At 62.8% G+C, this 24575-nt stretch carries 34 protein-coding genes; 33 read left to right on the forward strand and 1 reads right to left on the reverse strand.

All coding sequences use genetic code 11. The features are described from left to right. Positions 1-188: 188 nt before the first annotated feature. The gene (apaG, locus tag KK137_RS03080; protein ID WP_214534574.1) at positions 189-596 is read left to right on the forward strand and encodes a Co2+/Mg2+ efflux protein ApaG; all 408 of its coding nucleotides are present in this window, start codon (positions 189-191) and stop codon (positions 594-596) included. Between the two features lie 20 nt (positions 597-616). On the opposite strand, the gene KK137_RS03085 is transcribed toward apaG, so the two are convergent. Beyond that, positions 617-1627 carry an AraC family transcriptional regulator gene (locus KK137_RS03085; protein ID WP_214534575.1) on the reverse strand — a complete coding sequence of 337 codons (1011 nt, stop codon included), beginning with the start codon at positions 1625-1627 and terminating at the stop codon, positions 617-619. A 209-nt stretch (positions 1628-1836) separates the two neighbouring features. On the opposite strand from KK137_RS03085, the gene KK137_RS03090 reads away from it, so the two are divergent. From KK137_RS03090 to KK137_RS03245, 32 genes are all read left to right on the forward strand, one after another. Then, positions 1837-2325, forward strand: a complete 489-nt coding sequence (locus tag KK137_RS03090) for a hypothetical protein (protein ID WP_214534576.1) — start codon at positions 1837-1839, stop codon at positions 2323-2325. A gap of 156 nt (positions 2326-2481) precedes the next feature. Then, the gene (locus KK137_RS03095) at positions 2482-4278 is read left to right on the forward strand and encodes a hypothetical protein (RefSeq protein ID WP_214534577.1); all 1797 of its coding nucleotides are present in this window, start codon (positions 2482-2484) and stop codon (positions 4276-4278) included. 39 nt (positions 4279-4317) lie between these two features. Next, positions 4318-5115: a LysR substrate-binding domain-containing protein gene (locus tag KK137_RS03100; RefSeq protein ID WP_214534578.1), complete on the forward strand. Its 798-nt coding sequence runs from the start codon at positions 4318-4320 to the stop codon at positions 5113-5115. Between the two features lie 476 nt (positions 5116-5591). Beyond that, entirely contained in the window at positions 5592-6392 is an 801-nt protein-coding gene (locus KK137_RS03105) for a class I SAM-dependent methyltransferase (protein WP_214534579.1), read from the forward strand. 81 nt (positions 6393-6473) lie between these two features. After that, a complete protein-coding gene (locus tag KK137_RS03110; protein WP_214534580.1) occupies positions 6474-6710 on the forward strand; it encodes a hypothetical protein in 237 nt (78 codons plus the stop codon). Positions 6711-7766: 1056 nt separating this feature from the next. Next, entirely contained in the window at positions 7767-8138 is a 372-nt protein-coding gene (rpsL, locus tag KK137_RS03115) for a 30S ribosomal protein S12 (RefSeq protein WP_055917986.1), read from the forward strand. 74 nt (positions 8139-8212) lie between these two features. Then, entirely contained in the window at positions 8213-8683 is a 471-nt protein-coding gene (rpsG, locus tag KK137_RS03120; RefSeq protein WP_214534581.1) for a 30S ribosomal protein S7, read from the forward strand. Positions 8684-8745: 62 nt separating this feature from the next. After that, positions 8746-10839: an elongation factor G gene (gene fusA / locus KK137_RS03125; RefSeq protein WP_214534582.1), complete on the forward strand. Its 2094-nt coding sequence runs from the start codon at positions 8746-8748 to the stop codon at positions 10837-10839. A 95-nt stretch (positions 10840-10934) separates the two neighbouring features. Then, positions 10935-12110 carry an elongation factor Tu gene (tuf, locus tag KK137_RS03130; RefSeq protein WP_214534583.1) on the forward strand — a complete coding sequence of 392 codons (1176 nt, stop codon included), beginning with the start codon at positions 10935-10937 and terminating at the stop codon, positions 12108-12110. Between the two features lie 165 nt (positions 12111-12275). Next, positions 12276-12587, forward strand: a complete 312-nt coding sequence (gene rpsJ, locus KK137_RS03135; RefSeq protein ID WP_017665146.1) for a 30S ribosomal protein S10 — start codon at positions 12276-12278, stop codon at positions 12585-12587. 216 nt (positions 12588-12803) lie between these two features. Continuing rightward, entirely contained in the window at positions 12804-13694 is an 891-nt protein-coding gene (gene rplC / locus KK137_RS03140; RefSeq protein WP_214534584.1) for a 50S ribosomal protein L3, read from the forward strand. A gap of 3 nt (positions 13695-13697) precedes the next feature. Then, positions 13698-14321: a 50S ribosomal protein L4 gene (rplD, locus tag KK137_RS03145; protein WP_214534585.1), complete on the forward strand. Its 624-nt coding sequence runs from the start codon at positions 13698-13700 to the stop codon at positions 14319-14321. Beyond that, positions 14314-14625 (forward strand): 50S ribosomal protein L23, encoded by a 312-nt coding sequence (locus KK137_RS03150; protein WP_055918007.1) that lies wholly within the window; start codon positions 14314-14316, stop codon positions 14623-14625. The genes rplD and KK137_RS03150 overlap by 8 nt, the downstream gene beginning before the upstream one ends. A 12-nt stretch (positions 14626-14637) precedes the next feature. Beyond that, positions 14638-15474, forward strand: a complete 837-nt coding sequence (gene rplB / locus KK137_RS03155) for a 50S ribosomal protein L2 (protein WP_214534586.1) — start codon at positions 14638-14640, stop codon at positions 15472-15474. 5 nt (positions 15475-15479) lie between these two features. After that, the gene (gene rpsS, locus KK137_RS03160) at positions 15480-15755 is read left to right on the forward strand and encodes a 30S ribosomal protein S19 (RefSeq protein WP_055918013.1); all 276 of its coding nucleotides are present in this window, start codon (positions 15480-15482) and stop codon (positions 15753-15755) included. Continuing rightward, entirely contained in the window at positions 15755-16135 is a 381-nt protein-coding gene (gene rplV, locus KK137_RS03165) for a 50S ribosomal protein L22 (RefSeq protein ID WP_214534587.1), read from the forward strand. The genes rpsS and rplV overlap by 1 nt, the downstream gene beginning before the upstream one ends. 1 nt (position 16136) lies before the next feature. After that, positions 16137-16832, forward strand: a complete 696-nt coding sequence (gene rpsC, locus KK137_RS03170) for a 30S ribosomal protein S3 (RefSeq protein ID WP_214534588.1) — start codon at positions 16137-16139, stop codon at positions 16830-16832. A 15-nt stretch (positions 16833-16847) separates the two neighbouring features. Next, positions 16848-17282, forward strand: coding sequence for a 50S ribosomal protein L16 (rplP, locus tag KK137_RS03175; RefSeq protein ID WP_214534589.1), 435 nt, complete (start codon positions 16848-16850; stop codon positions 17280-17282). Further along, entirely contained in the window at positions 17282-17494 is a 213-nt protein-coding gene (gene rpmC, locus KK137_RS03180) for a 50S ribosomal protein L29 (protein ID WP_420829310.1), read from the forward strand. Before rplP ends, rpmC begins: the two co-directional genes overlap by 1 nt. An 11-nt stretch (positions 17495-17505) precedes the next feature. Then, entirely contained in the window at positions 17506-17796 is a 291-nt protein-coding gene (gene rpsQ / locus KK137_RS03185; protein WP_214534591.1) for a 30S ribosomal protein S17, read from the forward strand. 79 nt (positions 17797-17875) lie between these two features. Then, positions 17876-18244: a 50S ribosomal protein L14 gene (rplN, locus tag KK137_RS03190; protein WP_214534592.1), complete on the forward strand. Its 369-nt coding sequence runs from the start codon at positions 17876-17878 to the stop codon at positions 18242-18244. After that, positions 18244-18564: a 50S ribosomal protein L24 gene (rplX, locus tag KK137_RS03195; RefSeq protein WP_214534593.1), complete on the forward strand. Its 321-nt coding sequence runs from the start codon at positions 18244-18246 to the stop codon at positions 18562-18564. Before rplN ends, rplX begins: the two co-directional genes overlap by 1 nt. Then, positions 18557-19138: a 50S ribosomal protein L5 gene (rplE, locus tag KK137_RS03200; protein WP_214534594.1), complete on the forward strand. Its 582-nt coding sequence runs from the start codon at positions 18557-18559 to the stop codon at positions 19136-19138. The genes rplX and rplE overlap by 8 nt, the downstream gene beginning before the upstream one ends. A 24-nt stretch (positions 19139-19162) precedes the next feature. Next, positions 19163-19468, forward strand: coding sequence for a 30S ribosomal protein S14 (rpsN, locus tag KK137_RS03205; RefSeq protein WP_214534595.1), 306 nt, complete (start codon positions 19163-19165; stop codon positions 19466-19468). Positions 19469-19480: 12 nt separating this feature from the next. Then, on the forward strand, positions 19481-19876 hold the full coding sequence (gene rpsH / locus KK137_RS03210; protein ID WP_214534596.1) for a 30S ribosomal protein S8: 396 nt from the start codon (positions 19481-19483) through the stop codon (positions 19874-19876). After that, positions 19876-20409: a 50S ribosomal protein L6 gene (gene rplF, locus KK137_RS03215; RefSeq protein ID WP_214534597.1), complete on the forward strand. Its 534-nt coding sequence runs from the start codon at positions 19876-19878 to the stop codon at positions 20407-20409. The genes rpsH and rplF overlap by 1 nt, the downstream gene beginning before the upstream one ends. A 1-nt stretch (position 20410) precedes the next feature. Continuing rightward, entirely contained in the window at positions 20411-20755 is a 345-nt protein-coding gene (rplR, locus tag KK137_RS03220) for a 50S ribosomal protein L18 (protein WP_214534598.1), read from the forward strand. A gap of 2 nt (positions 20756-20757) precedes the next feature. Further along, positions 20758-21483, forward strand: a complete 726-nt coding sequence (rpsE, locus tag KK137_RS03225) for a 30S ribosomal protein S5 (protein WP_250893561.1) — start codon at positions 20758-20760, stop codon at positions 21481-21483. 5 nt (positions 21484-21488) lie between these two features. Further along, entirely contained in the window at positions 21489-21665 is a 177-nt protein-coding gene (rpmD, locus tag KK137_RS03230) for a 50S ribosomal protein L30 (RefSeq protein ID WP_055918055.1), read from the forward strand. Between the two features lie 184 nt (positions 21666-21849). Then, positions 21850-22371 carry a 50S ribosomal protein L15 gene (rplO, locus tag KK137_RS03235; protein WP_214534599.1) on the forward strand — a complete coding sequence of 174 codons (522 nt, stop codon included), beginning with the start codon at positions 21850-21852 and terminating at the stop codon, positions 22369-22371. 116 nt (positions 22372-22487) lie between these two features. Next, entirely contained in the window at positions 22488-23852 is a 1365-nt protein-coding gene (secY, locus tag KK137_RS03240) for a preprotein translocase subunit SecY (RefSeq protein ID WP_214534600.1), read from the forward strand. Between the two features lie 52 nt (positions 23853-23904). Further along, positions 23905-24555 (forward strand): adenylate kinase, encoded by a 651-nt coding sequence (locus tag KK137_RS03245; protein WP_214534601.1) that lies wholly within the window; start codon positions 23905-23907, stop codon positions 24553-24555. Positions 24556-24575 lie beyond the last annotated feature (20 nt).

The raw sequence follows: 24575 nt of genomic DNA on the forward strand, positions 1-24575 counted from the left end.
AGCCTTATCGCTATTGAGAGGCGGTCGCAAATAATTCCGACATCTGTCGTCCAATCCGCCGCGCATACAGAAAATCCTGCTGAGCGAGGGAACTCGTCCCGGAAATGGCTGAACTCGGCGATCTTCGCTGGGTGCAACTGGCCGCAAGCCCTTTGCTCCGGGTAGGTAAAGGGGTTACGGGACCAAGTATGCAAGATGTGCTCGCCAGCCTGTTCCAGCACGCGGCGAAAACCGCCGGGGTCACCGTGCGCGTTGCGGTCAACTTCATGCCCGATCAGTCGCGAACCGAAGCAAAGCGATGGTTCTGGGTCTACCATATACGAATCGAAAACGGTCGCGACGATGTGATCCAGTTGCGTACTCGCCATTGGCGGATCACCGACGCCCACGGGATGGTAAGTCTGGTCGATGGCGAGGGGGTTGTCGGCGAAACGCCCGTTCTCGCTCCCGGCGCGACTCATGACTATGTGTCCGGATGCGAACTGATGACCAACATCGGCTCGATGGAAGGACACTACTCTTTTGCCGGAGAGGACGGCGCCTCGTTCGATGTGGCGATCCCGTTCTTCCCGCTCGCGGCTCCGGCGGCGGTCTGACCGGAGTTGAGCCGGCCGGCCTAGGCCGTTTCGAGCTCGCCTTCCTCCTGTTCGGCCCGCCAGGTTCGGGGGGGCACGCCGAATTCGCCGACGAACCAGCGTGTGAAAGAACCGGGGGAGGCAAACCCCAGCAAGCCGCCGATCACGATGATCGGCCGGGTCGAGCCGGTAAGATAGTGCGTGGCGAGGCCCCGGCGGATCTCGTTCAACAGTTCGCCAAACACCACGCCCTCCTGCTCTAGCCTGCGTTGAAGCGTGCGGGGGCTCATGCCGAGGTGGGAAGCGACTTGCTGCACCGTCGCCTTGCCGCTCGGCAGGAGCAGGGTGATCGCTCGCCTCACGCTGTCACCGACCTTGTCCGGATTGGGCAGGGGCACCAGGTGCAGCAGATGCTCCGCGTGTTTGGCCATCGTCGCGTCGGGCAACAAGGTCGGTAGGCGCATCGAGCTGCTGGGAGCGACGTAACCGTTGAAATTGCTCTCGAACTCTATGCGGCACGGATAGAAGCGGCGCCAGGGCGCGAGGTCCTTGGGTTCGGGCCGAACCAGGTGGACACTCGAAGGCCGCCAGCGGTCCGCCGAGACGCCCGAAAGGATGCGATATCCTGAGCCCACGACCAGGTCCAGCATCTGCACCCCCATGGCGATCGGCAGGACTTCGACCCGCAGCACGCAGGTATCCGCGTCCTCTTCCATCGAGATGTGAATGACGTCGTTCATGTAACGCCGGTAGGCGATGCTTGCCTTCGCCACTTCCCGCACATTGGGCAGGTGCTCGAACAGCAGGCTCAGGGGGCCGAGGCTGGCGAAGGATCGGCATTCAGCCATGAACAAGCCGAAGTTGTCACATCCTGATTCCGCCGCGGACCGTTCGAGGAGCTTGTTGACCGTCGCCGCCGGAAGCGGGCTTTCCGGGTGAGAAAGCGACTGCAGAGAAATGTCCATCTCCCGCAACATGCGCGGACCATCCAGGCAGACGTGCTTTGCGACTTCGAGATAACCGGTCAGAATTACGGCACGGACTTGATGCATGGGCAAGTTCCAGAGAGTTCCGTTCGCGGTACTGTGGCGCAGGAAAATCCCCCTGTCTGTCAGGCCTTTTCCCGATACGGGACGCGGTTGGACCCGATTGACCAACGGTCGTCATTTTGCGGGTCGATTGCTGCGTGAACGGCGCGATCGGTTAAGCAACCGCGGTTTCAGGTCTCTATCCGGCCCTCTCAGGAATGCCGGAGGAATTGATGTTCGACCAGGATGCACCGAAGTCATGCGAAGCAGAGGTGCTTGCGCGCCAGCTGCTGGCCTGGTCGGAGGAGCTCGCGCCTGCGCAGGTGCCGGGTACGCATTTGCTCGATGAGGAACGCTCGGACCTCGCGCGAGGCTTGGCCGACGCCATCCGGACGATTCGCCGGGGCTTCGATCTCCAGTACGGCAAGCTCAATTTCGGTGACCCTACGCTGCGGGTCATGCTCGAGATTGTCGTGCATGAGAAAAAGGCTCGCCGTCTCTCGCTCGAGGGCCTGGCGGCTCTCACGCAGATAGACCGGGTTTGTGTGGCAGACAGCGTGCAGACGCTGACAGACTTGGGTCTGGTCGTTGCCACGCCTGAGAAGTGCGATGGCCGGAACGTCTGGCTCCACCTTTCACAGCAAGCGCGCGACGCGATGTTCGACATGTTGCTGCAGACAGCGGAGTTTCTCCGCCCGCGCGGCTGCGGCCTTCCGCTGTGAAGATCGGTCCCGAATAACCTCCGGTTGCAGAGCAGCGACGAAGTAGCGATAATGTATCGCTATGAAGGGGTGGATCGGCCTTGAGGTCGTCAAAGGGGCGAAAGGGCTGGCCGTTGCACGGCCGGCCGTTCGTCGTGGGCGCCAGTAAGGTCTGACATGGCGATACGCGTCCACCGCTTCTTGCCGAGCCGGTTGCCGCCGCCCACCAATACCCAGCTTACCTGGATTCGCGGACTGTGGTTCATAGCGCTAGCGCTTGCCGTGGTGCTCGACATTGCCGGCACGGTGTTCGTGATGCGCGACGTCTACCGCAACGATCCCCAATTCCACCGCCTGTCGCTGACTTCGCAAATCGAGAACGACGGGTCGGTCACGGTCGAGAGTATTCCGGATGTCGCTGGCGTGCCCGCGGTTCCCGCCCTTTCCCGCATCACCGCGATCGACGGAAAGCCTGTCGCTCAGGACACCCCGGTCTGGGACCTCGCTGCGCGCCTGAAGGGCAAGGACGGCCAGGTGATCGCGCTCACCCTCGTGTTACCGGACGGGCGGAGCGCGACCCAGCGGATAGAGGTCTCGCCACGCTACACCGAAGGACGGGACCTCTCGCCCCCGCTAGGTCGGGACGGACGGATGGCGGCGAGGATGATCATTTCGCTGCTGACCTGCATGACGCTTATCGGATGTGCCGTCCTGCTGTTCCTGAGACGACCGCAAGACCCGGTGGCCTTGCTGTTCTCTTTCAGCTTCCTGCTGTTCGCAGGCGCGATCGATCCCCCGCTGAACCTGTGGCTCGCCACCGGAATGGGTAACGCGTTCGACGTCTACACCACGCTGGCCTGGGCGTTGCTCGTCATCGGGATAGCGGCGTTCCCGGATGGGCGGTTCACCCCGCGGGTGGTGCGATGGATCCTCGTCGTCGCTCCACTGATGATGATCCCGCTGGCCATCGACGAAGTCCCAGTGTGGATATCGGTCGCCATTGCCTTCATCCTCCCGCTGTTTCTGCTGATATGCCACGTCATCAAGTACCGGCGCTTTCCGCCGGGCATCGAGCGGCAGCAGGTCAAATGGGCTGCCTTCGGCTTCGGTAGCGGGTTGCTGCTGTTGACGCTCGCGTTCTTCCTCGTCGAGGTGCTCGGCCCAGAGCCGCTCAACGGCCTGATTATTCTTACCCTGTTCAACGCCGGCTTCCTGGCGATGGCCATTGGACTGCTTATCTCGCTCCTGCGGTTCAGACTGTGGGAAGCCGACCGGGTAATCAGCCGGTCGGCGATTTCGGCGGTGGTCACACTCGCGGTCGGCATCGTTTGGACGCTGAGCATGGACTTCCTCAAGCTCGGTGCCGAATGGGTCCTCGGTCGCGAAAGCGAGACCGCCGCCACGCTGGCCGGCGCCATACTGGCGGCAGGGATCTTCGCCCCGACCCAGGCGCTGGCCATGCGCTGGGCGAAGAAGCGGATCGCCGGTGACGAGAGCCGCATCCAGAAGCTGGTCGGGCGGCTGCATGTCTGGCGCACCACCGAAATGCCCGAGGAAATCGGAGTCCGTACGCTCTCCGCCTTGTCCGCGGCGGTCCATTGCAACGGCGCCGCGCTGCTGGTCGACGGTCCGCGTGGCCCACAGCTTCTGGCGGCACGCGATGTCGAGCAGGCCGACGAACTGGGCCGGCCAAGCTACGACCCGGTCGCCGACCCCCGGTTTCCGCTGACCTTGCCGCTTGAGGATGAGGACGGACCGATCGGCCAGTTACTGATTGGCCCGCGCAGCGATTTCAACCGTTACAACGCTGCCCAGCTCGACGGGCTCAACGCCATGACCGAGCCGCTCGCTGAAACCCTGCGCGCCTCACTCAAACGCGCGCAGCAGGCGGAGAGCATCAGTATGCAGATGGGCTCTGTCGAGGAGCGCCTGGCGCGGCTGGAGCAGAACGGACCGCGCCTTAGTCCAACCTAGTTGCCGCGAGGCCCCGCGCCGATTAAACGCGGGCGCGGAATGAAGCGGACTCACTTGCCCCTCAACGCCATGCGCGTGTTCGACGCCGCCGCACGGCACCTCTCGTTCACCCGCGCGGCCGATGAGCTCGCGGTTACCCCGGCAGCGGTCGGGCAGCAGATTCGCGCGCTCGAGGACGTCCTCGGCGTGGTCCTGTTCCGCCGCACCTCGAAGGGGCTGGAGCTGACCGACGAGGCCGAGGCCGGTCTCGATCCGTTGCGCGAAGGGTTCCTGCGGTTCGAAGAGAGCGTCCAGGCGATGCAGGCCGGGCAGTCGAGCCACAACTACACCATCGCTGTCCCGCGCGAATTCTTTGCCCAGTGGCTCGCGCCGCGCCTCGCCGCCTTCCGCGTCGAGAACCCGGAGGTCCGCTACCAGCTCGTCGCCGACGAGGACGCCGATTTCACCGAAGCCAACCTCGACCTCGCCATTCGCCTGATCGAGGGGCCCGACGAACTTGAGGGCGTGCAGCTCGCTCCCGCCAGCCGCGTCCTCGTTGCTGCGCCGGGCGGAGCGGAGGGCTGGATCGCCTGGCCCGGCTATGCCTTGCCCGAAGAAGAAGCGGCCGGCGTTGTGCTCCAGGTGGGCAACGCAGGGCAGGCGTTGTCGAGCGCGCTCGCGGGACTCGGCAAGGCGATGATGCCGCTGCCTCTGGTGCAGGAAGCGCTGACCGACGGGCGCCTTGTCGCGCTCGAGGGTCCGGAAGAGGGCCGCCGAGCCTATTGGCTCGTGGCCCCGCGTCCGCAATGGCGGCAGAAGAAAGTCAAGGCGCTGGTCGAGCATCTCACTAGGGAGTGAGGGCGTCGCAATGACGGGGTTCGACAAGCTCACCACGAAGGGGTGAGGGGGCCGCTAACTTATTCCATGGTCCCATTCGTCCTGAGCTTGTCGAAGGACTTTGCCGCTAAGGTGATACCCTGGGGGTGACGGGGTGACACTGTGGCACGGCTTGTGCGGAAAAGTGTCACCTTGCTGATTTTTCGCAGAAAACCGCCAAAAATTGTGTCACCTTGCGGTGGCGAGCGTCACCTTTCGATCCCACGCTGCATCCGCAAGTTGACACTTTGCGCCCGGAGCTCGTGCGAGCGGAGAATCCAACAATATCAATGAGCCGGCGCTGTCTTGAACTGGGGAGGGCATGTAGGAAAGTTGTTTTTGAAATGGCGACTTTCGGCCCATTGCGGATACTCAAGATCGGCTAATTGCCCTACAGTTCGAGTGCCATCCTAAGAGGGAGGGCCCCGCGGAATCAAAACCTCTGCTCGGAGGTGCAAATGCCTTCACCCGACAGGACTTTCGCAGGTTCGATCCCGACAATTTACGATCGCTATCTGAAACCCCTGTTGTTCGGTCCCTACGCGGCAGACATCGCTGAGAGAATCGCAGCGCTGGACCCCAGGACCATCCTGGAGACGGCAGCGGGTACGGGGCTGGTGACGGAGGTTCTCAGCGAACGTCTTCCCAAAGCGCAACTCATGGTCACCGATCTGAACGAACCGATGCTGGCGCTGGCCGCAGCGAAGATCGAAGGGCCGCAGGTGCAGTTCGTGCAAGCCGATGCACAGTCGCTGCCTTTTGAGGAAGGTTCCTTCGAGGCGGTGGTTTGCCAGTTCGGCGCGATGTTCTTCCCCGATCGTGTCGCGGCCTATCGCGAAGCGCGGCGGGTGCTTACGCCGGATGGGCATTTCGTCTTCAATGTCTGGGACAGGATCGAGGCAAATCCCGCAACACAGGTCGCGGCCGATGCGGTCTGCGGGCTATTCCGCAGCGATCCGCCGCGCTTCTTTCACCGAATTCCCTTCGGCTACCACGACGCCCATCGCGTCAAGGAAGACCTGGCCGCCGCGGGGTTCCAGGACATCACATGGCAGACCGTCCGAACGATCGGCCGGGCTGAGTCCCCCATGGCGGCAGCGATCGGCCTCTGCCAGGGAACGCCTCTAAGAAACGAGATCGAAGCGCGCGGGGACCTTCCACTGGCGACGCAGATTGCCGCCGATGCTCTGTTGGAGAGATTTGGATCGGGCCCGGTCGAAGCGACGATGTCCGCTCACGTGTTCTCCGCGAGGGCCTAGGTCTCGCCAATGTTATCGATAGGATCCCATGGCGACTTTCGACCCATTGCGGTCATTGGCGCAGGCTATACTACTGTCGAAATGGATAAGGACGCAGCCGACTACCTTGCGAAGGGTCTGTATGAGTTTCGTGCACTTGCTCTCTTTTGCCTGACCGACGAGGATCCTCTGCCTGAGTATCTGGCCACCCCTCTTTGGCAGGCTGTTCACTCGGTGCAGGCTTCGATTGAGGAACTTGAGAAGCGTCACAACTGCCAAGCAGATATGATCGATCTTGGTCGCGGTGCCGGTCTACCGGAAGTAGGACCTAACTTCTGATCTGCGGCCCGTCTGCAAACGACCCATTGCAGACGCGTGCCGCTGAAGCGCGATAAATCGGATTTCAGCCAAATCTCATAACTTGCTCATGCCGCTTGATCTCTTGCGCGCCAAATGGGGAGAGTGCGCAGGGAGGAGTGAAATTGGGACAAAGTTGGGGACGTGTCGTGGCCAAAACCGGCTGCGTACTTGGTTGTTTTGGTCTAGCAGCCTTAGCCGTCGTGATCGGTCCGGGGCTAATTTTTGGGCTGATGCTCTTTGCTGCCTCCGAAAGGACTATATACTCACGTGAGCGCTCACCAGACCAATCGCTCGAGGCACGCGTACAATTCGATGATTGTGGTGCGCCATGCGGCTGGGCGAAGGTCGTCTTCATTAAGGACGCGTGGCTGCTCCCCGATACACCGCTCCTAAGTTGTCGGGCGTTCGAGGGGTACGGCACAAACCAGGTCCGCTTAAAATGGGCCAGCAACTCCACACTGCTTGTCCGTCACGGCTTTCCCCGACGGGAAATCGTGGATGCGCCGGGCTCGTGTGGGTCAATTTCCGTAGTCTCTCAGTTTGATCCAAGCCTGGTCTCGCACGAACCTTAGCTTCCGTCCGATTTCCACCCATTGCGGACCTCGTCTTCTTTGCGTCGTTCCGGAGATGCGACAGCCAGCGCGTGTCTGTCATCATGCATTTGCACCAAGCCCACCTCCGATCCTTGACCCCTTCCGCGATTCGCCCTAAGGGGCCGCCCATCCGAAGCGGGGCACTTGTCCTCGCGCGGGTAGATAGAGCTGAACATTGCCGGTGATGTCCCGGGGGCCTTTGCGGATTCGCGAAAGGCCTTTCTCTGTTGGAGCGGTCCGTGATGGACGCTCTTGGGGCAGCCGTCAAAGTAACCCGGTGCTCATGGCCTGGGTGGAGTGTTTCAGGCTCGCATTGGAAGTCGCGTTGCGGCTCCCTATGTTTCGCTCAGTCCCGGCCTTCGCCGGGATGACGCAGCGGAACAGGCGAACCTCACATCTTCACCTCGTCCCGGTAGCCCCGATAGAACGGTGAAGAGATTACATGCCGACTATTAACCAGCTGGTCCGCAAGGGCCGGGTCTTGCAGAAGGCCAAGAGCAAGGTTCCCGCGATGGAGCAGAACCCGCAGAAGCGCGGCGTTTGCACTCGCGTCTACACGACCACCCCGAAGAAGCCGAACTCGGCGCTCCGCAAGGTCGCGAAGATCCGTCTGACCAACCAGCGCGAAGTCATCGCCTACATCCCGGGCGAAGGCCATAACCTGCAGGAGCACTCGGTTGTGCTGATCCGCGGCGGCCGTGTGCGCGACCTTCCGGGCGTGCGCTACCACGTGCTGCGCGGCGTGCTCGACACGCAGGGCGTCAAGGATCGCCGCCAGAGCCGTTCGAAGTACGGCGCCAAGCGTCCGAAGTAAGCGCTCGCGCTTTAGCTGGTTTCGGCCGCGCGCCCCTGGTTGGCTGGTGCGGCCCAGAATAAGGAATTAGTCCGATGTCACGTCGTCGTCGTCCCGAGAAGCGGGAAATTCTGCCGGATCCCAAGTTCGGTGATCTCGTCCTGTCGAAGTTCATGAACAACCTCATGCTCGACGGTAAGAAGTCGGTTGCCGAGCGTATCGTCTATGGCGCGCTCGAAACCGTCGAGAGCCGTGCGAAGGCCGATCCGGTCGCGCTGTTCCACGATGCGCTGGCGAATGTCTCGCCGCAGGTGGAAGTGCGTTCGCGCCGTGTCGGTGGTGCGACCTATCAGGTTCCGGTCGAAGTCCGTCCGGAGCGTGCCCAGGCGCTTGCCATCCGCTGGCTGATCAACGCGGCCCGTGGCCGTGCGGAAACCACCATGGCTGCCCGTCTCTCGGGCGAGTTGATGGATGCGGCCAACAACCGCGGCAATGCTGTGAAGAAGCGTGAAGACGCCCACCGCATGGCCGACGCGAACCGCGCGTTCTCGCACTACCGCTGGTAATCGAAATCCGCTCCGCCCGTGCCCTGTAGAGGGGCGGGCGGGAGCACCCTGGAGTAAGCAAAATGGCCCGCAGCCATCCTATCGAGCGCTACCGTAACTTCGGCATCATGGCGCATATCGACGCCGGCAAGACCACGACGACCGAGCGCATCCTTTATTACACCGGCAAGTCCTACAAGATCGGCGAAGTCCATGACGGCGCCGCTACGATGGACTGGATGGAGCAGGAGCAGGAGCGTGGTATCACCATCACGTCCGCCGCGACGACCTGCTTCTGGCAGGCCGAAGACGGCCAGGGCCCCGAGCATCGTCTGAACATCATCGACACCCCGGGACACGTGGACTTCACCATCGAAGTGGAGCGCTCGCTGCGCGTCCTCGACGGTGCGGTTGCCGCGTTCGACGGCGTTGCCGGCGTTGAGCCGCAGTCCGAGACCGTGTGGCGCCAGGCTGAAAAGTACGGCGTGCCGCGGATGTGCTACATCAACAAGCTCGATCGCACCGGCGCGAACTTCTATTACTGCGTGCAGACGATCATCGATCGTCTCGGCGCGGTGCCTGCGCCGCTCTATCTGCCGATCGGTGCCGAATCCGACTTCAAGGGCCTGGTCGACCTGGTGAACAACCGCGCGATCATCTGGCACGACGAAAGCCTGGGCGCGAAGTTCGACTACGTCGAAATCCCGGCCGACCTGGTCGACAAGGCTGCCGAGTACCGCGAAAAGCTGGTCGAGCTCGCCGTCGAACAGGACGACGAGGCGATGGAAGCCTACCTCGAAGGCAACGAACCCGATGTGGCGACGCTGAAGAAGCTGATCCGCAAGGGCACGCTGGCGCAGGCTTTCGTGCCGGTGCTGTGCGGTTCGTCGTTCAAGAACAAGGGCGTGCAGGCTCTGCTCGACGCGGTTGTCGACTACCTGCCGAGCCCGGTCGACGTTCCGGCGATCAAGGGCGTGAAGCCCGATAGCGACGAGGAAGACAGCCGTCCGTCGAGCGACGACGCGCCGTTCTCCTCGCTGGCGTTCAAGATCATGAACGACCCGTTCGTCGGCTCGCTGACCTTCACCCGCATCTACTCGGGCCGCCTGTCCAAGGGTTCGTACCTGAACTCGGTCAAGGACAAGAAAGAGAAGATCGGCCGCATGTTGCTGATGCACTCCAACAACCGTGAAGACATCGATGAGGCCTTTGCGGGCGACATCGTGGCGCTTGCCGGTCTGAAGGAAACCACCACCGGCGACACGCTGTGCGACGCTTCGAACCCGATCATCCTTGAGCGGATGGAATTCCCCGAGCCGGTTATCGAGCTCTCGGTGGAACCGAAGACCAAGGCCGACCAGGAAAAGATGGGCCTCGCACTCTCGCGCCTGGCTGCCGAGGATCCCTCGTTCCGCGTTTCGACCGACCACGAATCGGGTCAGACGATCATCAAGGGCATGGGCGAGCTTCACCTCGACATTCTCGTCGATCGCATGAAGCGCGAGTTCAAGGTCGAAGCCAACGTCGGTGCGCCGCAGGTGGCTTACCGCGAGAGCCTGGCCAAGCCGGTCGAGCTTACCTACACCCACAAGAAGCAGTCGGGTGGTTCGGGTCAGTTCGGTGAGGTCAAGATCAAGCTCACCCCGGGTGAGCGCGGTCAGGGCATCAACTTCATCGACTCGATCAAGGGCGGCAACATCCCGCGCGAATACATCCCGTCGGTTGAGAAGGGCATGCGCGAGACGGCCGAGACCGGTTCGCTCATCGGCTTCCCGATCATCGACTTCGACATCGAGCTGATCGACGGTAAGTACCACGACGTTGACTCGTCCGCCCTGGCGTTCGAAATCGCCGGTCGCGGTGCGATGCGCGAAGGTGCGCAGAAGTCGGGCATCAAGCTGCTCGAACCGATCATGAAGGTCGAGGTCGTCACCCCTGAGGAATACATGGGCGACGTCATCGGTGACCTTAACTCCCGCCGTGGCCAGATTCAGGGCACGGACTCGCGCGGCAACGCCCAGGCTGTCGAAGCCATGGTGCCGCTCGCCAACATGTTCGGCTACGTGAACGAGCTCCGTTCGTTCACGCAGGGACGCGCTCAGTACACGATGCAGTTCTCGCATTATGACGAGGTGCCGGCGAACGTTGCGGCGGAGGTCAAGGAGAAGCTTGCCTAAGGCGAGCGCACCGTTTAGGGGCGGCGCCTGATTCAGGGGCGCCCGCTCCGTTCTCCGTCAGAATCCCAGATTCGAAGAACAGAAGGTTATAGGAAATGGCCAAGGAAAAGTTCCAGCGGAACAAGCCGCACTGCAACATCGGTACCATCGGTCACGTCGACCATGGCAAGACCACGCTGACCGCGGCGATCACCAAGGTGCAGGGCGCGCCGGTTGATTTCTCGAACATCGACAAGGCGCCGGAAGAGCGTGAGCGCGGCATCACCATCTCGACCGCTCACGTCGAGTACGAGACCGACGCTCGCCACTATGCGCACGTCGACTGCCCGGGTCACGCCGACTACGTGAAGAACATGATCACCGGTGCGGCGCAGATGGACGGCGCCATTCTGGTGGTGAACGCTGCCGACGGCCCGATGCCGCAGACCCGCGAGCACATCCTGCTCGCTCGTCAGGTCGGTGTGCCGGCTCTGGTCGTGTACATGAACAAGGTCGATCAGGTTGACGACGCCGAGATCCTCGAGCTCGTCGAGCTGGAAGTTCGTGAGCTCCTCTCGAGCTACAACTTCGACGGCGACAACATTCCGATCATCAAGGGTTCGGCTCTGGCCGCTCTCGAAGGTCGTGATGACGAAATCGGCAAGAACTCGATTCTCGAGCTGATGAAGGCCGTTGACGAGTACATCCCGCAGCCGCCGCGTCCGACCGACAAGCCGTTCCTGATGCCGATCGAAGACGTGTTCTCGATCTCGGGCCGCGGCACCGTGGTGACCGGCCGTATCGAGACCGGTATCGTCAAGGTTGGCGACGAAGTCGAAATCGTTGGTATCCGCGACACGCAGAAGACCATCGTGACCGGCGTGGAAATGTTCCGCAAGCTGCTCGACAGCGGTGAGGCCGGCGACAACGTCGGTGCTCTGCTCCGTGGTACGGGCCGTGACGACGTCGAGCGTGGCCAGGTTCTGGCCAAGCCGGGTTCGGTCACTCCGCACACCGAGTTCAGCGCTGAAGTCTACGTGCTGTCGAAGGACGAAGGTGGCCGTCACACGCCGTTCTTCGCCAACTACCGCCCGCAGTTCTACTTCCGCACCACCGACGTGACCGGTGAAGTGATCCTCCCCGAGGGCACCGAGATGGTCATGCCGGGCGACAACGTCACGATCGGCGTCAAGCTGATCGCTCCGATCGCGATGGACGAGGGTCTGCGCTTCGCTATTCGCGAAGGCGGCCGCACCGTCGGTTCGGGGGTTGTCAGCAAGATCACGAAGTAATATAGGCGCCGCTCCGGGCGGGTCCTAAGGGATTCGCCCGGTCGGTATTCATGGGGGCCGCCCCTTCCCAGGCACTTGCATCGCAAGGCTGGTGAGGCGGGGCGGTCTCTTGTTTTTTGGGTGGTCCCCGGGATCGCCTTGGCTCTTTCGCATCGGTAGTAGGACATGGAAGCTCAGAATATCCGCATTCGTCTCAAGGCCTTTGATCACCGCGTGCTCGATCAGGCGACCGGAGAGATTGCAGATACCGCCCGCCGCACCGGCGCGCTCATCCGGGGCCCCATTCCCCTGCCGACGCGCATCGAGAAGTTCACCGTGAACCGCGGTCCGCACGTCGACAAGAAGTCGCGCGAGCAGTTCGAGGTCCGGACTTACAAGCGGCTGCTCGACATCGTGCAGCCCAACGCCCAGACGGTTGACGCGCTGATGAAGCTCGACCTGGCTGCTGGCGTAAACGTTGAGATCAAGCTGGCCTAAGCCAGTTCTCCTATGCCCCCGTTTCGGCGGGGGTCTTGATCGGCCCTTCGAAAGATAGCCGATCCGGACATAGGGATACCGCCGGCAATCTGCCGGGCCGCGTCCCCCGTCTCGCTTCCCTAGGGAAGCATTCAGCCCGGACGGGGCGACGCACGACAAATTGGGCTGACAAGCCTGTCGGATGGTCCGGCAGGCCTCTGTTGAAGGAGCTTGATCATGCGCACTGGCGTGATCGCAAAGAAAGTCGGGATGACCCGCCTGTTCCAGGAGGACGGCCGCCACGTGCCCGTCACCGTCCTGGCGCTGGAGGATTGTCAGGTCGTTTCCCATCGTACGTCGGAGCGTGACGGATACGTCGCGCTTCAGGTCGGTTCGGGTGAGGCCAAGCAGAAGAACGTAGCCAAGCCGCAGCGCGAACATTTCGCCAAGGCGCAGGTTCCGCTCAAGAAGAAGGTCGCTGAATTCCGCCTCGACAGCGAGGACGCGCTCCTCCCGGTCGGCGCGACGATCAGCGCTGAGCATTTCGTCGCCGGCCAGATGGTGGACGTCTCTGGGCACACCCAGGGCAAGGGCTTCCAGGGAGGCATGAAGCGCTGGGGTTTCGGCGGTATGCGCGCCACCCATGGCGTCTCGATCTCACACCGTGCACTCGGTTCGACAGGTCAGCGCCAGGATCCGGGCAAGGTCTTCAAGAACAAGAAGATGGCCGGCCATATGGGTGACAAGCAGCGCACCCAGCAGAACCTCGAAGTGGTCCGCACCGATGCAGCGCGCGGCCTGATCTTCGTCAAGGGCTCCGTGCCTGGCGCGAAGAACGGCTGGCTGCTGATCCGCGACGCGGTCAAGCTTCCGGTTCCGGAAGGGGCCCCGTTCCCGGGTGCCATCCTGGAAAAGAAGAGCTCGCTCCCTGAGCATGCAGAAGCGCCGGCCGGTATGGTCGAAGCGGCTGCCGAGCACGAAATCGATACCGGCCCGACCGCCGAGGAAGCCGCCGCTCTGCTTGCTGAGCAGCACGCGGGTGCAGCTACCGACGCCGAACAGGCCACGGAACAGAACAATGAAGCCGAGGGCAATGCGCCCAAGGCCGACGAAGGCAAGGAGGGCTGATCCGTGAAGGTTAAGGTTCAGCAACTCGACGGCAAGGCCGCTGGCGACATCGAATTGAACGATGCCGTCTTCGGTGTGGAGCCGCGTGCAGACATTCTGCACCGCGTCGTCACCTGGCAGCTCGAGAATCGTCGCGGCACTGCCCGCCCGACCCGCGAACGTTCGGACGTCGCTCGCACCGGCAAGAAGTGGGGTCGCCAGAAGGGCGGCGGCACGGCTCGCCATGGCGATCGCCGGGCCCCGGTGTTCATCGGCGGTGGCAAGGCTCACGGTGCGAAGCTGCGTGAGTTCGAGCAGTCGCTCAACAAGAAGGTTCGCGCGCTCGGCCTGAAGATGGCTCTTTCGGCCAAGGCGAAGGACGGCCTCGTTGTCGTCGACAGCCTTGATCTCAAGGATGCCAAGACCAAGGCGCTCAAGGGGACTTTCGACAAGGCCGGCTGGAACGGCAAGGTCCTGGTGATCGACGGCGATGCGGTGAATGACGGTTTCCGTCGCGCCGCTGGCAACCTCCCGGGCGTGAACGTGCTCCCGGCCGTCGGCGCCAACGTCTATGACATCCTGAAGCATGACACGCTGGTGCTGACCCGCGCGGCTGTCGAAAAGCTGGAGGCGCGGTTCAATGGCTAAGAAGCAGGAAGTGGATGCGCGTCACTACGACGTCATCCTCAGCCCCCACATCACCGAGAAGTCGACGCTGCTCTCCGAGCATAACGCGATCGTCTTCAAGGTCGCCAAGACCGCGAGCAAGCCGCAGGTCAAGGAGGCTGTCGAGGCGCTTTACGATCGCAAGGTCGCAGGCGTGAACATCATTGTCCAGAAGGGCAAGACCAAGCGCTGGAAGGGCCAACCCTACAAGCGCACCGATGTGAAGAAGGCGATCGTGACCCTGGCTGAAGGCCAGGAGCCGATCGACATCACCAGCGGTATCTGAGGCTAGAACAAGATGGCACTCAAGAACTACAATCCGACCAGCCCCGCACGCCGCGGACTGATCCTGGTCGACCGCTCGGCGCTCTATAAGGGCAAGCCGGTCAAGGCGCTTACCGAAGGCAAGCGCAAGACCGGTGGCCGTAACAACAAGGGTCACGTGACCTCGCGCGGGATCGCCGGCGGCCACAAGCAGAAGTACCGCTACATCGACTTCAAGCGTCGCAAGTGGGACATGGCTGCTACGGTCGAGCGGATCGAGTACGATCCCAACCGGACTGCGTTCATCGCCCTCATCAAGTATGAGGACGGCGAGCTGGCCTACATCCTCGCCCCGAACCGCCTCGCCCCCGGCGACCAGGTTATCGCGGGTGAGCGAGTGGACACCAAAGTCGGCAACGCGATGCTTCTCGGCCAGATGCCGGTGGGCACGATCTGCCACAACGTCGAGATGAAGCCGGGCAAGGGTGGCCAGATCGCCCGTTCGGCCGGGACTTACGTCCAGCTCGTCGGCCGCGACCGCGGCATGGTGATCGTCCGTCTGAACTCGGGCGAGCAGCGTTACCTGCGTGCAGACTGCATGGGCACGGTTGGCGCGGTTTCGAACCCCGACAACTCCAACCAGAACTTCGCCAAGGCTGGCCGCAAGCGCTGGATGGGCGTGAGGCCGCTGACGCGCGGTGTCGCGAAGAACCCGGTCGACCACCCGCACGGCGGTGGTGAAGGCCGGACCTCGGGCGGTCGCCATCCGGTGACCCCGTGGGGCAAGCCGACGAAGGGTGCGCGCACTCGTCATAACAAGCAGACGGACAAGATGATCATCCGTTCGCGCCACGCTAAGAAGAAGAGGTAAGCGACATGGCTCGTTCCGTCTGGAAAGGTCCGTTCGTCGAACTGCAGCTGCTGAAGAAGGCAGAAGAGGCTCAGGACAAGGGTGCCCGCGCGCCGATCAAGACCTGGTCGCGCCGCAGCACGATCCTGCCGCAGTTCGTCGGCCTGACCTTCAACGTCTACAATGGCCAGAAGTTCATTCCGGTGTCCGTCAACGAGGACATGGTTGGTCACAAGCTCGGTGAGTTTTCGCCCACGCGCAACTTCCCGGGTCACGCTGGCGACAAGAAGGGTAAGCGCTGATGAGCAAGCAGAAAGCTCCCCGCCGCGTAGCCGATAACGAGGCGCTGGCGGTCGGCACCACCATTCGTGGTTCCGCCCAGAAGCTCAACCTCGTCGCTGCGCTGATCCGTGGCCGCAAGGCGGAAGAGGCGCTGAACATTCTCAGCTTCTCGACCAAGGCCATGGCCGTCGACGCCCGCAAGGTGCTCGCCAGCGCGATCGCCAATGCCGAGAACAACCACAACCTCGACGTCGACGCTCTCGTCGTTGCCGAGGCGAGCGTTGGCAAGTCGATCACCATGAAGCGTTTCGCAACGCGCGGCCGTGGCAAGTCCACGCGCATCCTCAAGCCGTTCAGCCGGCTGCGGATCGTCGTGCGCGAGCAGGAAGAAGAGGCTTAAGATGGGTCAGAAGAGCAATCCGATCGGCCTGCGCCTGCAGATCAACCGTACCTGGGACAGCCGGTGGTACGCCGAAGGGCGCAACTACAGCCAGCTGCTCAAGGAAGACATTGAGCTGCGCAAGTACATCATCGCGACCCTGCCGCAGGCAGCGATCTCGAAGGTGGTGATCGAGCGTCCGGCCAAGCTGTGCCGCATTTCGATCTACGCTGCGCGTCCCGGTGTCATCATCGGCAAGAAGGGCGCGGACATCGAGAAGCTTCGTTCGAAGCTGGCCACGATGACCGACAGCGAAGTAAAGCTGAACATCGTCGAGATCCGCAAGCCGGAGATCGACGCCAAGCTTGTCGCTCAGGGTGTGGCTGACCAGCTGGTTCGCCGCGTGGCTTTCCGCCGCGCGATGAAGCGCGCCGTGCAGTCCGCTTTGCGTCTCGGCGCGGAAGGCATTCGTATCACTTGCGCAGGACGTCTCGGCGGTGCCGAAATCGCCCGTGTCGAGTGGTATCGCGAAGGCCGCGTGCCGCTGCACACGCTGCGTGCGAACGTCGATTATGCCGAAGCCGAGGCGCTCACCGCCTACGGGATCATCGGCATCAAGTGCTGGATCTTCAAGGGCGAGATCCTCGGCCACGATCCGATGGCGCAGGACCGGCTGATGATGGAGGCTCAAACCTCCGGCGTCCGCCCGGCCCGCTGAGCTGAGTAACAGACCATGTTGCAACCGAAAAAGACCAAGTTCCGCAAGGCCTTCAAGGGCCGCATCAGCGGTGACGCGAAGGGCGGCACGGCGCTCAACTTCGGGTCCTATGGCCTCAAGGCCATGGAACCGGAGCGGATCACCGCGCGCCAGATCGAAGCGGCTCGCCGCGCGATCACTCGCCACATCAAGCGCCAGGGCCGTCTGTGGATCCGCGTGTTCCCTGACGTTCCGGTGTCGAAGAAGCCGGCCGAAGTCCGTCAGGGTAAGGGCAAGGGCGCCATCGAATACTGGGCAGCTCGCGTTAAGCCGGGCCGCATCCTGTTCGAGCTCGACGGCGTGCCCGGTCCGCTCGCGGCTGAAGCCTTTGAGCGCGCGGCTATGAAGCTGCCGATCAAGACCAAGGTTGTCGCCCGTCTCGGCGACAGCTCGCACCTGGGAGGCGAATGATGGCCCAGAATAAGTTCGAGGACCTGCGCACCAAGACCGACGATCAGCTGGCCGACCAGCTCGTCGAACTGAAGCGCGAGCAGTTCAACCTGCGTTTCCAGGCCGCGACCAACCAGCTCGAGCGTCCCGCGCGGATCAAGGAAGTCCGCCGTGCGATCGCGCAGATCAAGACCTTGCAGACCGAGCGTTCTAGCTCGGCTGTGAAGGCGTAAGGAGCTAGACGATGCCGAAACGCATCCTGGTCGGGACCGTCGTCTCCGACAAGACCGACAAGACCGTGACCGTGAAGGTCGAGCGCAAGGAAAAGCACCCGCTTTACGGGAAGATCATCCGCCGCTCGAAGAAGTATCACGCTCACGACGAAGCGAATGAGTACAAGCCCGGCGACACCGTCCGGATCGAGGAGACGCGTCCGATCTCCAAGACCAAGACGTGGCGCGTTCTCGATCGTGTCCAGGCCGGCAAGGGCGTGGCGATCGAGGCTGACCTCGAGGTCGAAGCAGCGGGCAACTGAGTTGGGCCCCGTTTCGGCGGGGACAGGATTTGGAACTGCCGGACTCGTTCCGGCAAGCCAGTGAGAAGGAACCGGATCGATGATCCAGATGCAGTCCAATCTCGACGTCGCGGACAACAGCGGCGCTAAGCGCGTTCAGTGCATTAAGGTGCTGGGCGGGTCGAAGCGTCGTACCGCGGGCGTCGGCGACGTGATCGTCGTCTCCGTCAAGGAGGCGCAGCCGCGCGCTCGCGTGAAGAAGGGTGACGTTCACCGTGCGGTGATCGTTCGTACCCGCAAGGATGTGCGCCGCCCCGACGGCAGCGTGATCCGCTTCGACACCAACGCCGCGGTTCTCGTGAACAAGAACGAGGAGCCGATCGGCACCCGTATCTTCGGCCCGGTCGTGCGCGAGCTGCGCTCGAAGGGCTTCATGAAGATCATCTCGCTTGCTCCGGAGGTGCTGTAATGGCCGCCGCGAAGATCAAGAAGGGTGACCAGGTCGTGGTCCTGTCCGGCAAGGACAAGGGCCGTACCGGTACCGTTAGCCAGGTTCTGCCGAAGGACGGCAAGGTCGTGGTCGATGGCGTGAATGTCGCCGTCCGTCACCGCAAGCCGAGCCAGGCGAATCCGCAGGGCGGCATCGACCGCTCGCCCGCTCCGATGGCGATCAGCAAGGTCGCCATTGCCGATCCCAAGGACGGCAAGCCCACCCGCGTCCGCTTTGAAGAGCGTGACGGCAAGAAGGTGCGCGTGGCCGTCAAATCCGGGGAAAAGATCGATGGCTGACAAGTACGTCCCGCGCCTCAAGAAGGCCTATGACGAGCGCATCGCCAAGGCGATGACTGAGAAGTTCGGCTACACCAACCCGCTTCAGGTTCCGAAGCTGGAGAAGGTCACGCTCAACATGGGCGTTGGCGAAGCCAGCCAGGACAAGAAGAAGGTCCAGGTTGCGGCCGAAGAAATGGAGCTGATTGCCGGTCAGAAGCCGGTCATCACGAAGGCGAAGAAGTCGATCGCGCAGTTCAAGCTGCGTGAAGGCATGCCGATCGGTTGCAAGGTGACCCTGCGCAGCGATCGCATGTTCGAATTCGTCGACCGGCTCGTGACCATCGCCATGCCCCGCATCCGCGACTTCCGTGGTCTGAACCCGAAGTCGTTCGATGGTCGTGGCAACTATGCGATGGGTCTCAAGGAACAGATCGTGTTCCCCGAGATCAGCTACGACAAGATTGAGAAGGTGCGTGGCATGGACATCATCGTCACCACCACCGCTAAGACCGATGAGGAAGCGCGCGAGCTGCTTCGTCTTTTCGGTTTCCCGTTCCCGGCCGAGCAGGCTGAAGAGAAGGAGGCGGCATAAGCCGCCTCAGGAGAGCTTAAGTCCATGGCGAAACTGAGTTCGATCAACAAGAACGAGCGTCGTAAGAAGCTCGTCAAGAAGTACGCGGCCAAGTACGCGAAGCTGAAGGCTATTGCCGACGACGAGGCGCTGGATGACGGCGAACGTCTGATCGCACGCCTCAAGCTCGCGGAGATTCCGCGTAACGGCAACCCGACCCGTGTGCGCAACCGCTGCGCCACCACTGGCCGCCCCCGCGGCGTTTATCGCAAGTTCGGCCTCAACAGGATCGAGATCCGGAATCTGGGCAACAAGGGCCTGATTCCCGGTCTGACCAAGTCGAGCTGGTGAGGATCTGACGAGATGGCATTGACCGATCCCCTGGGTGATATGCTCACCCGTATCCGTAACGGCCAGCAGGCGAAGAAGGACACCGTCCTTTCGCCGGCGTCCAAGCTGCGTGCCAACGTTCTGGAAGTGCTCCAGCGCGAAGGTTACATCCGCGGCTACTCCGAGGACACCACCGGCAAGCACCCGGCGCTGCGGATTGAACTGAAGTACTTCGAAGGCGAACCGGCGATCAAGCACGTCGCTCGCGTTTCGAAGCCGGGCCGCCGCATCTATTCGGGCAGCAAGGAGCTCCCCACGGTGCGCAATGGCCTTGGCATCACCATCGTCTCGACGCCGCGCGGCGTGCTCTCGGATGCCGAGGCTCGCGCCCAGAACGTCGGTGGCGAAGTGCTGGCGGAGGTGTTCTGATGAGCCGCATCGGCAAAAAGCCGGTAGCGATCCCGAGCGGGGTCACTGCCGCTATCGAGAATGGCGCGCTCAGCGTTAAGGGTCCGAAGGGAACCCTGACCCTGGGACTGTCTGACCTCGTCAGCTACAAGCTCGAGGACGGTTCGATTTCGGTCCATCCGGCCAACGACAGCAAGGCTGCTCGCAGCCACTGGGGCATGCAGCGCACGCTCGTGTCGAACCTGGTCGAGGGCGTCACCGGAGGTTTTTCGAAGGTGCTCGAAATCACCGGTGTCGGCTACCGTGCTGCGGCGCAGGGCAACAAGCTCAAGCTCCAGCTCGGCTATAGCCACGACGTTGAGCTGGACGTGCCGGAAGGTCTGGAGGTGAAGACCCCGGACCAGACGACCGTAGAGATCAGCGGCATCGACAAGCAGGCCGTTGGCCAGTTCGCCGCCGAGATCCGCCGCTGGCGGAAGCCCGAGCCGTACAAGGGCAAGGGCATCAAGTATCGCGGCGAGTACATCTTCCGCAAGGAAGGGAAGAAGAAGTAAGATGGCAAAGCTATCCCTGTTCGCACGCCGCCGTCGCCGGGTCCGTACTGCGCTTCGTAAGCGCTCGGGCCTCCGTCCGCGGCTCTCGGTCCACCGTACCGGCCGGCACATCTACGCGCAGATCATCGACGATGCGGAGGGCCGCACCGTGGCTGCCGCCTCGACGCTGGGCGCGAAGACCGCCGGGGCCAATGTCGATGCCGCTGTTCAGGTTGGCAAGGACATCGCCGCCGCTGCCAAGAAGGCGGGCGTGACCGCTGTCGTGTTCGATCGCGGCGGCTACCTGTTCCATGGCCGCGTCAAGGCGCTGGCCGATGCCGCCCGCGAAGGCGGGCTGGAGTTCTGATGATGGCTGACGAGACCAACCAGGAAAACACGGCGGTGGAAACCGTCGAGGCCGTAGAGGCCACCACCAGTGCTCCCGAGCAGCGCGAAGGTCGGGGCCGTGGCGGCCGCGGCGGTCGTGATCGGGGCGGTGACCGTGATGGCGGCCGCGGCCGCGGTCGTGGCCGTCGTGATGACCGTCGCGAGGAGGAAGGCGACGAGCTGATCGAGAAGCTGGTCCACATCAACCGCGTGTCGAAGACCGTGAAGGGCGGCAAGCGCTTCGGTTTCGCCGCGCTGGTCGTGGTCGGCGACGGCAAGGGCCGCGTGGGCTTCGGTCACGGCAAGGCTCGTGAAGTTCCCGAGGCTATCACCAAGGCGACGGCTGCTGCCAAGAAGAAGATGATCCGCGTTCCGCTCAAGGAAGGCCGCACGCTGCATCACGACGGCCTGGGCAAGTTCGGCGCCGGTCACGTGAACGTGCGTTCGGCTCCGGCCGGTACCGGCATCATCGCTGGCGGCCCGATGCGCGCCGTCTTCGAGAGCCTGGGCGTCGCCGACGTCGTCACCAAGTCGATCGGCACTTCCAACCCCTACAACATGATCCGCGCCACCTTCGACGCGCTGGCCACCCAGACTTCGCCGAAGTCGGTTGCCCAGCGTCGTGGCAAGAAGGTCGCCGACCTGCTGGGTCGCGGCGGCGCGAGCGAGGCTGAGGCGGAAGCCGAAGCCGCAGCGATCGCGGAGTAAGAACGATGGCGAAGATCAAGATCAAGCAGATCGGTTCGCCGATCCGTCGGCCGGAGTCGCAGAAGCAGACCCTTATCGGTCTGGGTCTGGGCAAGATGCACCGCGTGGTGGAGCTCGAGGATACCCCCGAGGTCCGCGGCGCGATCGCGAAGCTGCCGCACATGGTCGAAGTGATCGGCTAAGCCGGTCGCCAACTAACAACATGAAGGCCCTGGCATCAATGCCGGGGCCTTTTTGTATGAAAGGATCACTTCGGGTTGCTCGCGTCGTATGCGGATGACCTCAGAGGGGTGACAAACCGGGTGGCCTCGGCTACGGGCGCCGCTTCCCATCAGCGCGAATCAAGCGAAAGCGAGTGCAAACGACATGAAACTTAACGACATCCGCGACAATCCCGGTGCCCGCAAGGAGCGCATCCGCGTCGGTCGTGGCATCGGCTCGGGCAAGGGCAAGACCGGCGGCCGTGGCCAGAAGGGCCAGAAGAGCCGTTCGGGCGTCTCGATCAAGGGCTTCGAAGGCGGCCAGATGCCGCTGCACATGCGCTTGCCGAAGCGCGGCTTCAACAACCCGTTCGGCAAGGACTATGCTGAGGTCAACATCGGCCAGGTCCAGAAGCTGATCGAAGAAGGCAAGCTCGATGCCAAGAAACTCGTCGACCACGAAGCGCTGAAGGCGGCCGGTGTCGCCCGCGGCGGTAAGGACGGTGTGCGTCTGCTCGGTAAGGGTGAGCTCAGCACCAAGGTCCAGTTCAAGGTCAACGGCGCGTCGAAGGGCGCTCTGGCCGCGGTCGAGAAGGCCGGCGGCTCGGTCGAAGTGATCGTCGCCAAGGACCCGGCAGCCCTCGCGGCGGCCAAGAAGGGCACCGCGAAGAAGGCGTCCGCCAAATAATCCAGTAGGAATTGCCGGGTGGGGGTTCTTGCATCCCCATCCGGCACCTATATGGGCTGACCTGAAGAGGGGGCCCGGGCAACTTTCGCCCAGCCAGGCAAGGCATTTTACGACTCATGGCATCACGCGCGGACAATATCGCGAGCAATCTCAGTCTCGCCAATTTCTCCAAGGCGACCGAGCTCAAGCAGCGAATCTGGTTTACGATCGGCGCGCTGATCGTGTTCCGGTTCCTGAGCTTCGTCCCGCTTCCGGGTGTGAACCCGCTGATCCTGGAGTCGCTCTACGACCAGACTCGCGGCGGCATCCTCGATCTGTTCAACACATTCTCGGGCGGCAGCCTGGAGCGCATGAGTCTCATCGCGCTCGGCGTCATGCCTTACATTACCGCGTCCATCGTGGTGCAGCTGGCGGCAGCCCTGCATCCCTCGCTGGTCGCCCTCAAGAAAGAGGGCGAGGCAGGGCGCAAGAAGCTCAACCAGTACACCCGCTATGGCGCGGTGTTCCTCTGCGCGATCCAGGGCTGGTTCCTGGCCGCGGGGCTCGAGGCCTACGGTGCGCAGAGCGGCCTGCAGGCTGTGGTCAATCCTGGCCTGATGTTCCGCGTCGTTGCTGTCATCAACCTCGTCGGCGGGACCATGTTCCTGCTCTGGCTCGGTGAGCAAATCACCAGCCGCGGCATCGGCAATGGCGTTTCGCTGATCATCATGGCGGGCATCGTCGCCCAGTTCCCGACATTCATCGCCAACCTGTTCGAAGGTGGGCGTACGGGTTCGATCAACGTGTTCGTGATCGTGGCCCTGTTCGTGATGATCATCGCTCTGGTGCTGGGGATCTGCTTTATGGAGCGGGCGCAGCGGCGATTATTGGTGCAGTATCCGAAGCGAGCGAGCGCGCGCGGGATGATGCAGGCCGATCGCAGCCATCTGCCGCTCAAACTCAACACCGCTGGCGTCATTCCGCCGATCTTTGCCAGCTCGCTGTTGTTGCTGCCGCTGACCATCAGCCAGTTCGCCGGAAACTCGGTCAGCACCAGCAGCGCGTTCTACGGCGTGATCCAGACTCTGAACCAGTACCTGCAACACGGGCAGCCCCTGTATCTGGCGCTCTACGCCACGGGCATCATCTTCTTCTGTTTCTTCTACACGGCAGTCGTCTTCAATCCGGAAGAGACGGCCGAGAACCTCAAGAAGAATGGCGGGTTCATCCCCGGCATCCGTCCCGGCAAGCGTACCGCGGAATATCTCGATTATGTGCTGACGCGCATCACCGTGATCGGTGCGATCTACCTGACGGTGGTCTGTGTGCTGCCGGAGTACATGATCGCGCAGACGGGCATTCCGCTGTTCCTCGGCGGCACCAGCCTGCTGATCGTGGTCAACGTCACGGTCGACACGATCAGCCAGATCCAGTCGCACCTGCTTGCGCACCAGTACGGTGACCTTATCAAGAAGGCCAAGCTGAAGGGCCGCTTGCGCTAAAAGGGGCGCGGAGCTTCCGTCCTGGCCAGGACGGTGCAAACGGGGGAGCGTAGTGAACATCATTCTTCTTGGCCCGCCGGGGGCAGGCAAGGGTACACAAGCCCAGCGCCTGGTCGAAGGCCGCGGCATGGTTCAGCTTTCGACTGGCGACATGCTTCGCGAAACCCGCAAGGCGGACACACCGCTCGGCCGTCAGGTCGCAGAGGTCATGGATTCGGGGGCGCTTGTTTCCGATGAGATCGTAACGGCGATGATCGACGAGAAGCTCGCTAGCCTCGATCCAGCGACCGGAGTCATCTTTGACGGCTATCCTCGCACCGCGGCTCAGGCCGAAACGCTCGATGCCATTCTCGCCGGTCGCGGTCGAAAGCTCGACCGCGTGATCGAGTTGGGAGTGGATGAGGACGCCTTGGTCGAACGCATCGTCGGCCGCTACACCTGCGCCACCTGCGGCAAGGGCTATCACGACAGGTTCGAGCGTCCGAAAGTCGAAGGTACTTGCGATAAGTGCGGCGGGCATGAGTTCAAGCGCCGCGCCGACGACAACGAAGAGACCGTCCGCACCCGCATGGGCGAGTACCGCGCCAAGACCGCACCGATCCTGCCCTATTACGAAGCCCGCGGCCTTGTGACGCGCGTCAACGGGATGGCTCCGATCGACGAAGTTTCCGGCGCTATTGGGGCTATTCTCGACGCGGATTGAACCGCGGCACTGTCTGGGTC

This window comes from Croceibacterium selenioxidans (assembly GCF_018599195.1).
GTDB lineage: Bacteria > Pseudomonadota > Alphaproteobacteria > Sphingomonadales > Sphingomonadaceae > Croceibacterium_A > Croceibacterium_A selenioxidans.

What these genes read in the sequence shown, in the direction of transcription:
- apaG (WP_214534574.1), top strand. Translation starts at nt 189, where the DNA reads ATGCAAGATGTGCTCGCCAGCCTGTTCCAGCACGCGGCGAAAACCGCC.
- KK137_RS03085 (WP_214534575.1), bottom strand. Translation starts at nt 1,627, where the DNA reads ATGCATCAAGTCCGTGCCGTAATTCTGACCGGTTATCTCGAAGTCGCA.
- KK137_RS03090 (WP_214534576.1), top strand. Translation starts at nt 1,837, where the DNA reads ATGTTCGACCAGGATGCACCGAAGTCATGCGAAGCAGAGGTGCTTGCG.
- KK137_RS03095 (WP_214534577.1), top strand. Translation starts at nt 2,482, where the DNA reads ATGGCGATACGCGTCCACCGCTTCTTGCCGAGCCGGTTGCCGCCGCCC.
- KK137_RS03100 (WP_214534578.1), top strand. Translation starts at nt 4,318, where the DNA reads ATGAAGCGGACTCACTTGCCCCTCAACGCCATGCGCGTGTTCGACGCC.
- KK137_RS03105 (WP_214534579.1), top strand. Translation starts at nt 5,592, where the DNA reads ATGCCTTCACCCGACAGGACTTTCGCAGGTTCGATCCCGACAATTTAC.
- KK137_RS03110 (WP_214534580.1), top strand. Translation starts at nt 6,474, where the DNA reads ATGGATAAGGACGCAGCCGACTACCTTGCGAAGGGTCTGTATGAGTTT.
- rpsL (WP_055917986.1), top strand. Translation starts at nt 7,767, where the DNA reads ATGCCGACTATTAACCAGCTGGTCCGCAAGGGCCGGGTCTTGCAGAAG.
- rpsG (WP_214534581.1), top strand. Translation starts at nt 8,213, where the DNA reads ATGTCACGTCGTCGTCGTCCCGAGAAGCGGGAAATTCTGCCGGATCCC.
- fusA (WP_214534582.1), top strand. Translation starts at nt 8,746, where the DNA reads ATGGCCCGCAGCCATCCTATCGAGCGCTACCGTAACTTCGGCATCATG.
- tuf (WP_214534583.1), top strand. Translation starts at nt 10,935, where the DNA reads ATGGCCAAGGAAAAGTTCCAGCGGAACAAGCCGCACTGCAACATCGGT.
- rpsJ (WP_017665146.1), top strand. Translation starts at nt 12,276, where the DNA reads ATGGAAGCTCAGAATATCCGCATTCGTCTCAAGGCCTTTGATCACCGC.
- rplC (WP_214534584.1), top strand. Translation starts at nt 12,804, where the DNA reads ATGCGCACTGGCGTGATCGCAAAGAAAGTCGGGATGACCCGCCTGTTC.
- KK137_RS03150 (WP_055918007.1), top strand. Translation starts at nt 14,314, where the DNA reads ATGGCTAAGAAGCAGGAAGTGGATGCGCGTCACTACGACGTCATCCTC.
- rplB (WP_214534586.1), top strand. Translation starts at nt 14,638, where the DNA reads ATGGCACTCAAGAACTACAATCCGACCAGCCCCGCACGCCGCGGACTG.
- rpsS (WP_055918013.1), top strand. Translation starts at nt 15,480, where the DNA reads ATGGCTCGTTCCGTCTGGAAAGGTCCGTTCGTCGAACTGCAGCTGCTG.
- rplV (WP_214534587.1), top strand. Translation starts at nt 15,755, where the DNA reads ATGAGCAAGCAGAAAGCTCCCCGCCGCGTAGCCGATAACGAGGCGCTG.
- rpsC (WP_214534588.1), top strand. Translation starts at nt 16,137, where the DNA reads ATGGGTCAGAAGAGCAATCCGATCGGCCTGCGCCTGCAGATCAACCGT.
- rplP (WP_214534589.1), top strand. Translation starts at nt 16,848, where the DNA reads ATGTTGCAACCGAAAAAGACCAAGTTCCGCAAGGCCTTCAAGGGCCGC.
- rpmC (WP_420829310.1), top strand. Translation starts at nt 17,282, where the DNA reads ATGGCCCAGAATAAGTTCGAGGACCTGCGCACCAAGACCGACGATCAG.
- rpsQ (WP_214534591.1), top strand. Translation starts at nt 17,506, where the DNA reads ATGCCGAAACGCATCCTGGTCGGGACCGTCGTCTCCGACAAGACCGAC.
- rplN (WP_214534592.1), top strand. Translation starts at nt 17,876, where the DNA reads ATGATCCAGATGCAGTCCAATCTCGACGTCGCGGACAACAGCGGCGCT.
- rplX (WP_214534593.1), top strand. Translation starts at nt 18,244, where the DNA reads ATGGCCGCCGCGAAGATCAAGAAGGGTGACCAGGTCGTGGTCCTGTCC.
- rplE (WP_214534594.1), top strand. Translation starts at nt 18,557, where the DNA reads ATGGCTGACAAGTACGTCCCGCGCCTCAAGAAGGCCTATGACGAGCGC.
- rpsN (WP_214534595.1), top strand. Translation starts at nt 19,163, where the DNA reads ATGGCGAAACTGAGTTCGATCAACAAGAACGAGCGTCGTAAGAAGCTC.
- rpsH (WP_214534596.1), top strand. Translation starts at nt 19,481, where the DNA reads ATGGCATTGACCGATCCCCTGGGTGATATGCTCACCCGTATCCGTAAC.
- rplF (WP_214534597.1), top strand. Translation starts at nt 19,876, where the DNA reads ATGAGCCGCATCGGCAAAAAGCCGGTAGCGATCCCGAGCGGGGTCACT.
- rplR (WP_214534598.1), top strand. Translation starts at nt 20,411, where the DNA reads ATGGCAAAGCTATCCCTGTTCGCACGCCGCCGTCGCCGGGTCCGTACT.
- rpsE (WP_250893561.1), top strand. Translation starts at nt 20,758, where the DNA reads ATGGCTGACGAGACCAACCAGGAAAACACGGCGGTGGAAACCGTCGAG.
- rpmD (WP_055918055.1), top strand. Translation starts at nt 21,489, where the DNA reads ATGGCGAAGATCAAGATCAAGCAGATCGGTTCGCCGATCCGTCGGCCG.
- rplO (WP_214534599.1), top strand. Translation starts at nt 21,850, where the DNA reads ATGAAACTTAACGACATCCGCGACAATCCCGGTGCCCGCAAGGAGCGC.
- secY (WP_214534600.1), top strand. Translation starts at nt 22,488, where the DNA reads ATGGCATCACGCGCGGACAATATCGCGAGCAATCTCAGTCTCGCCAAT.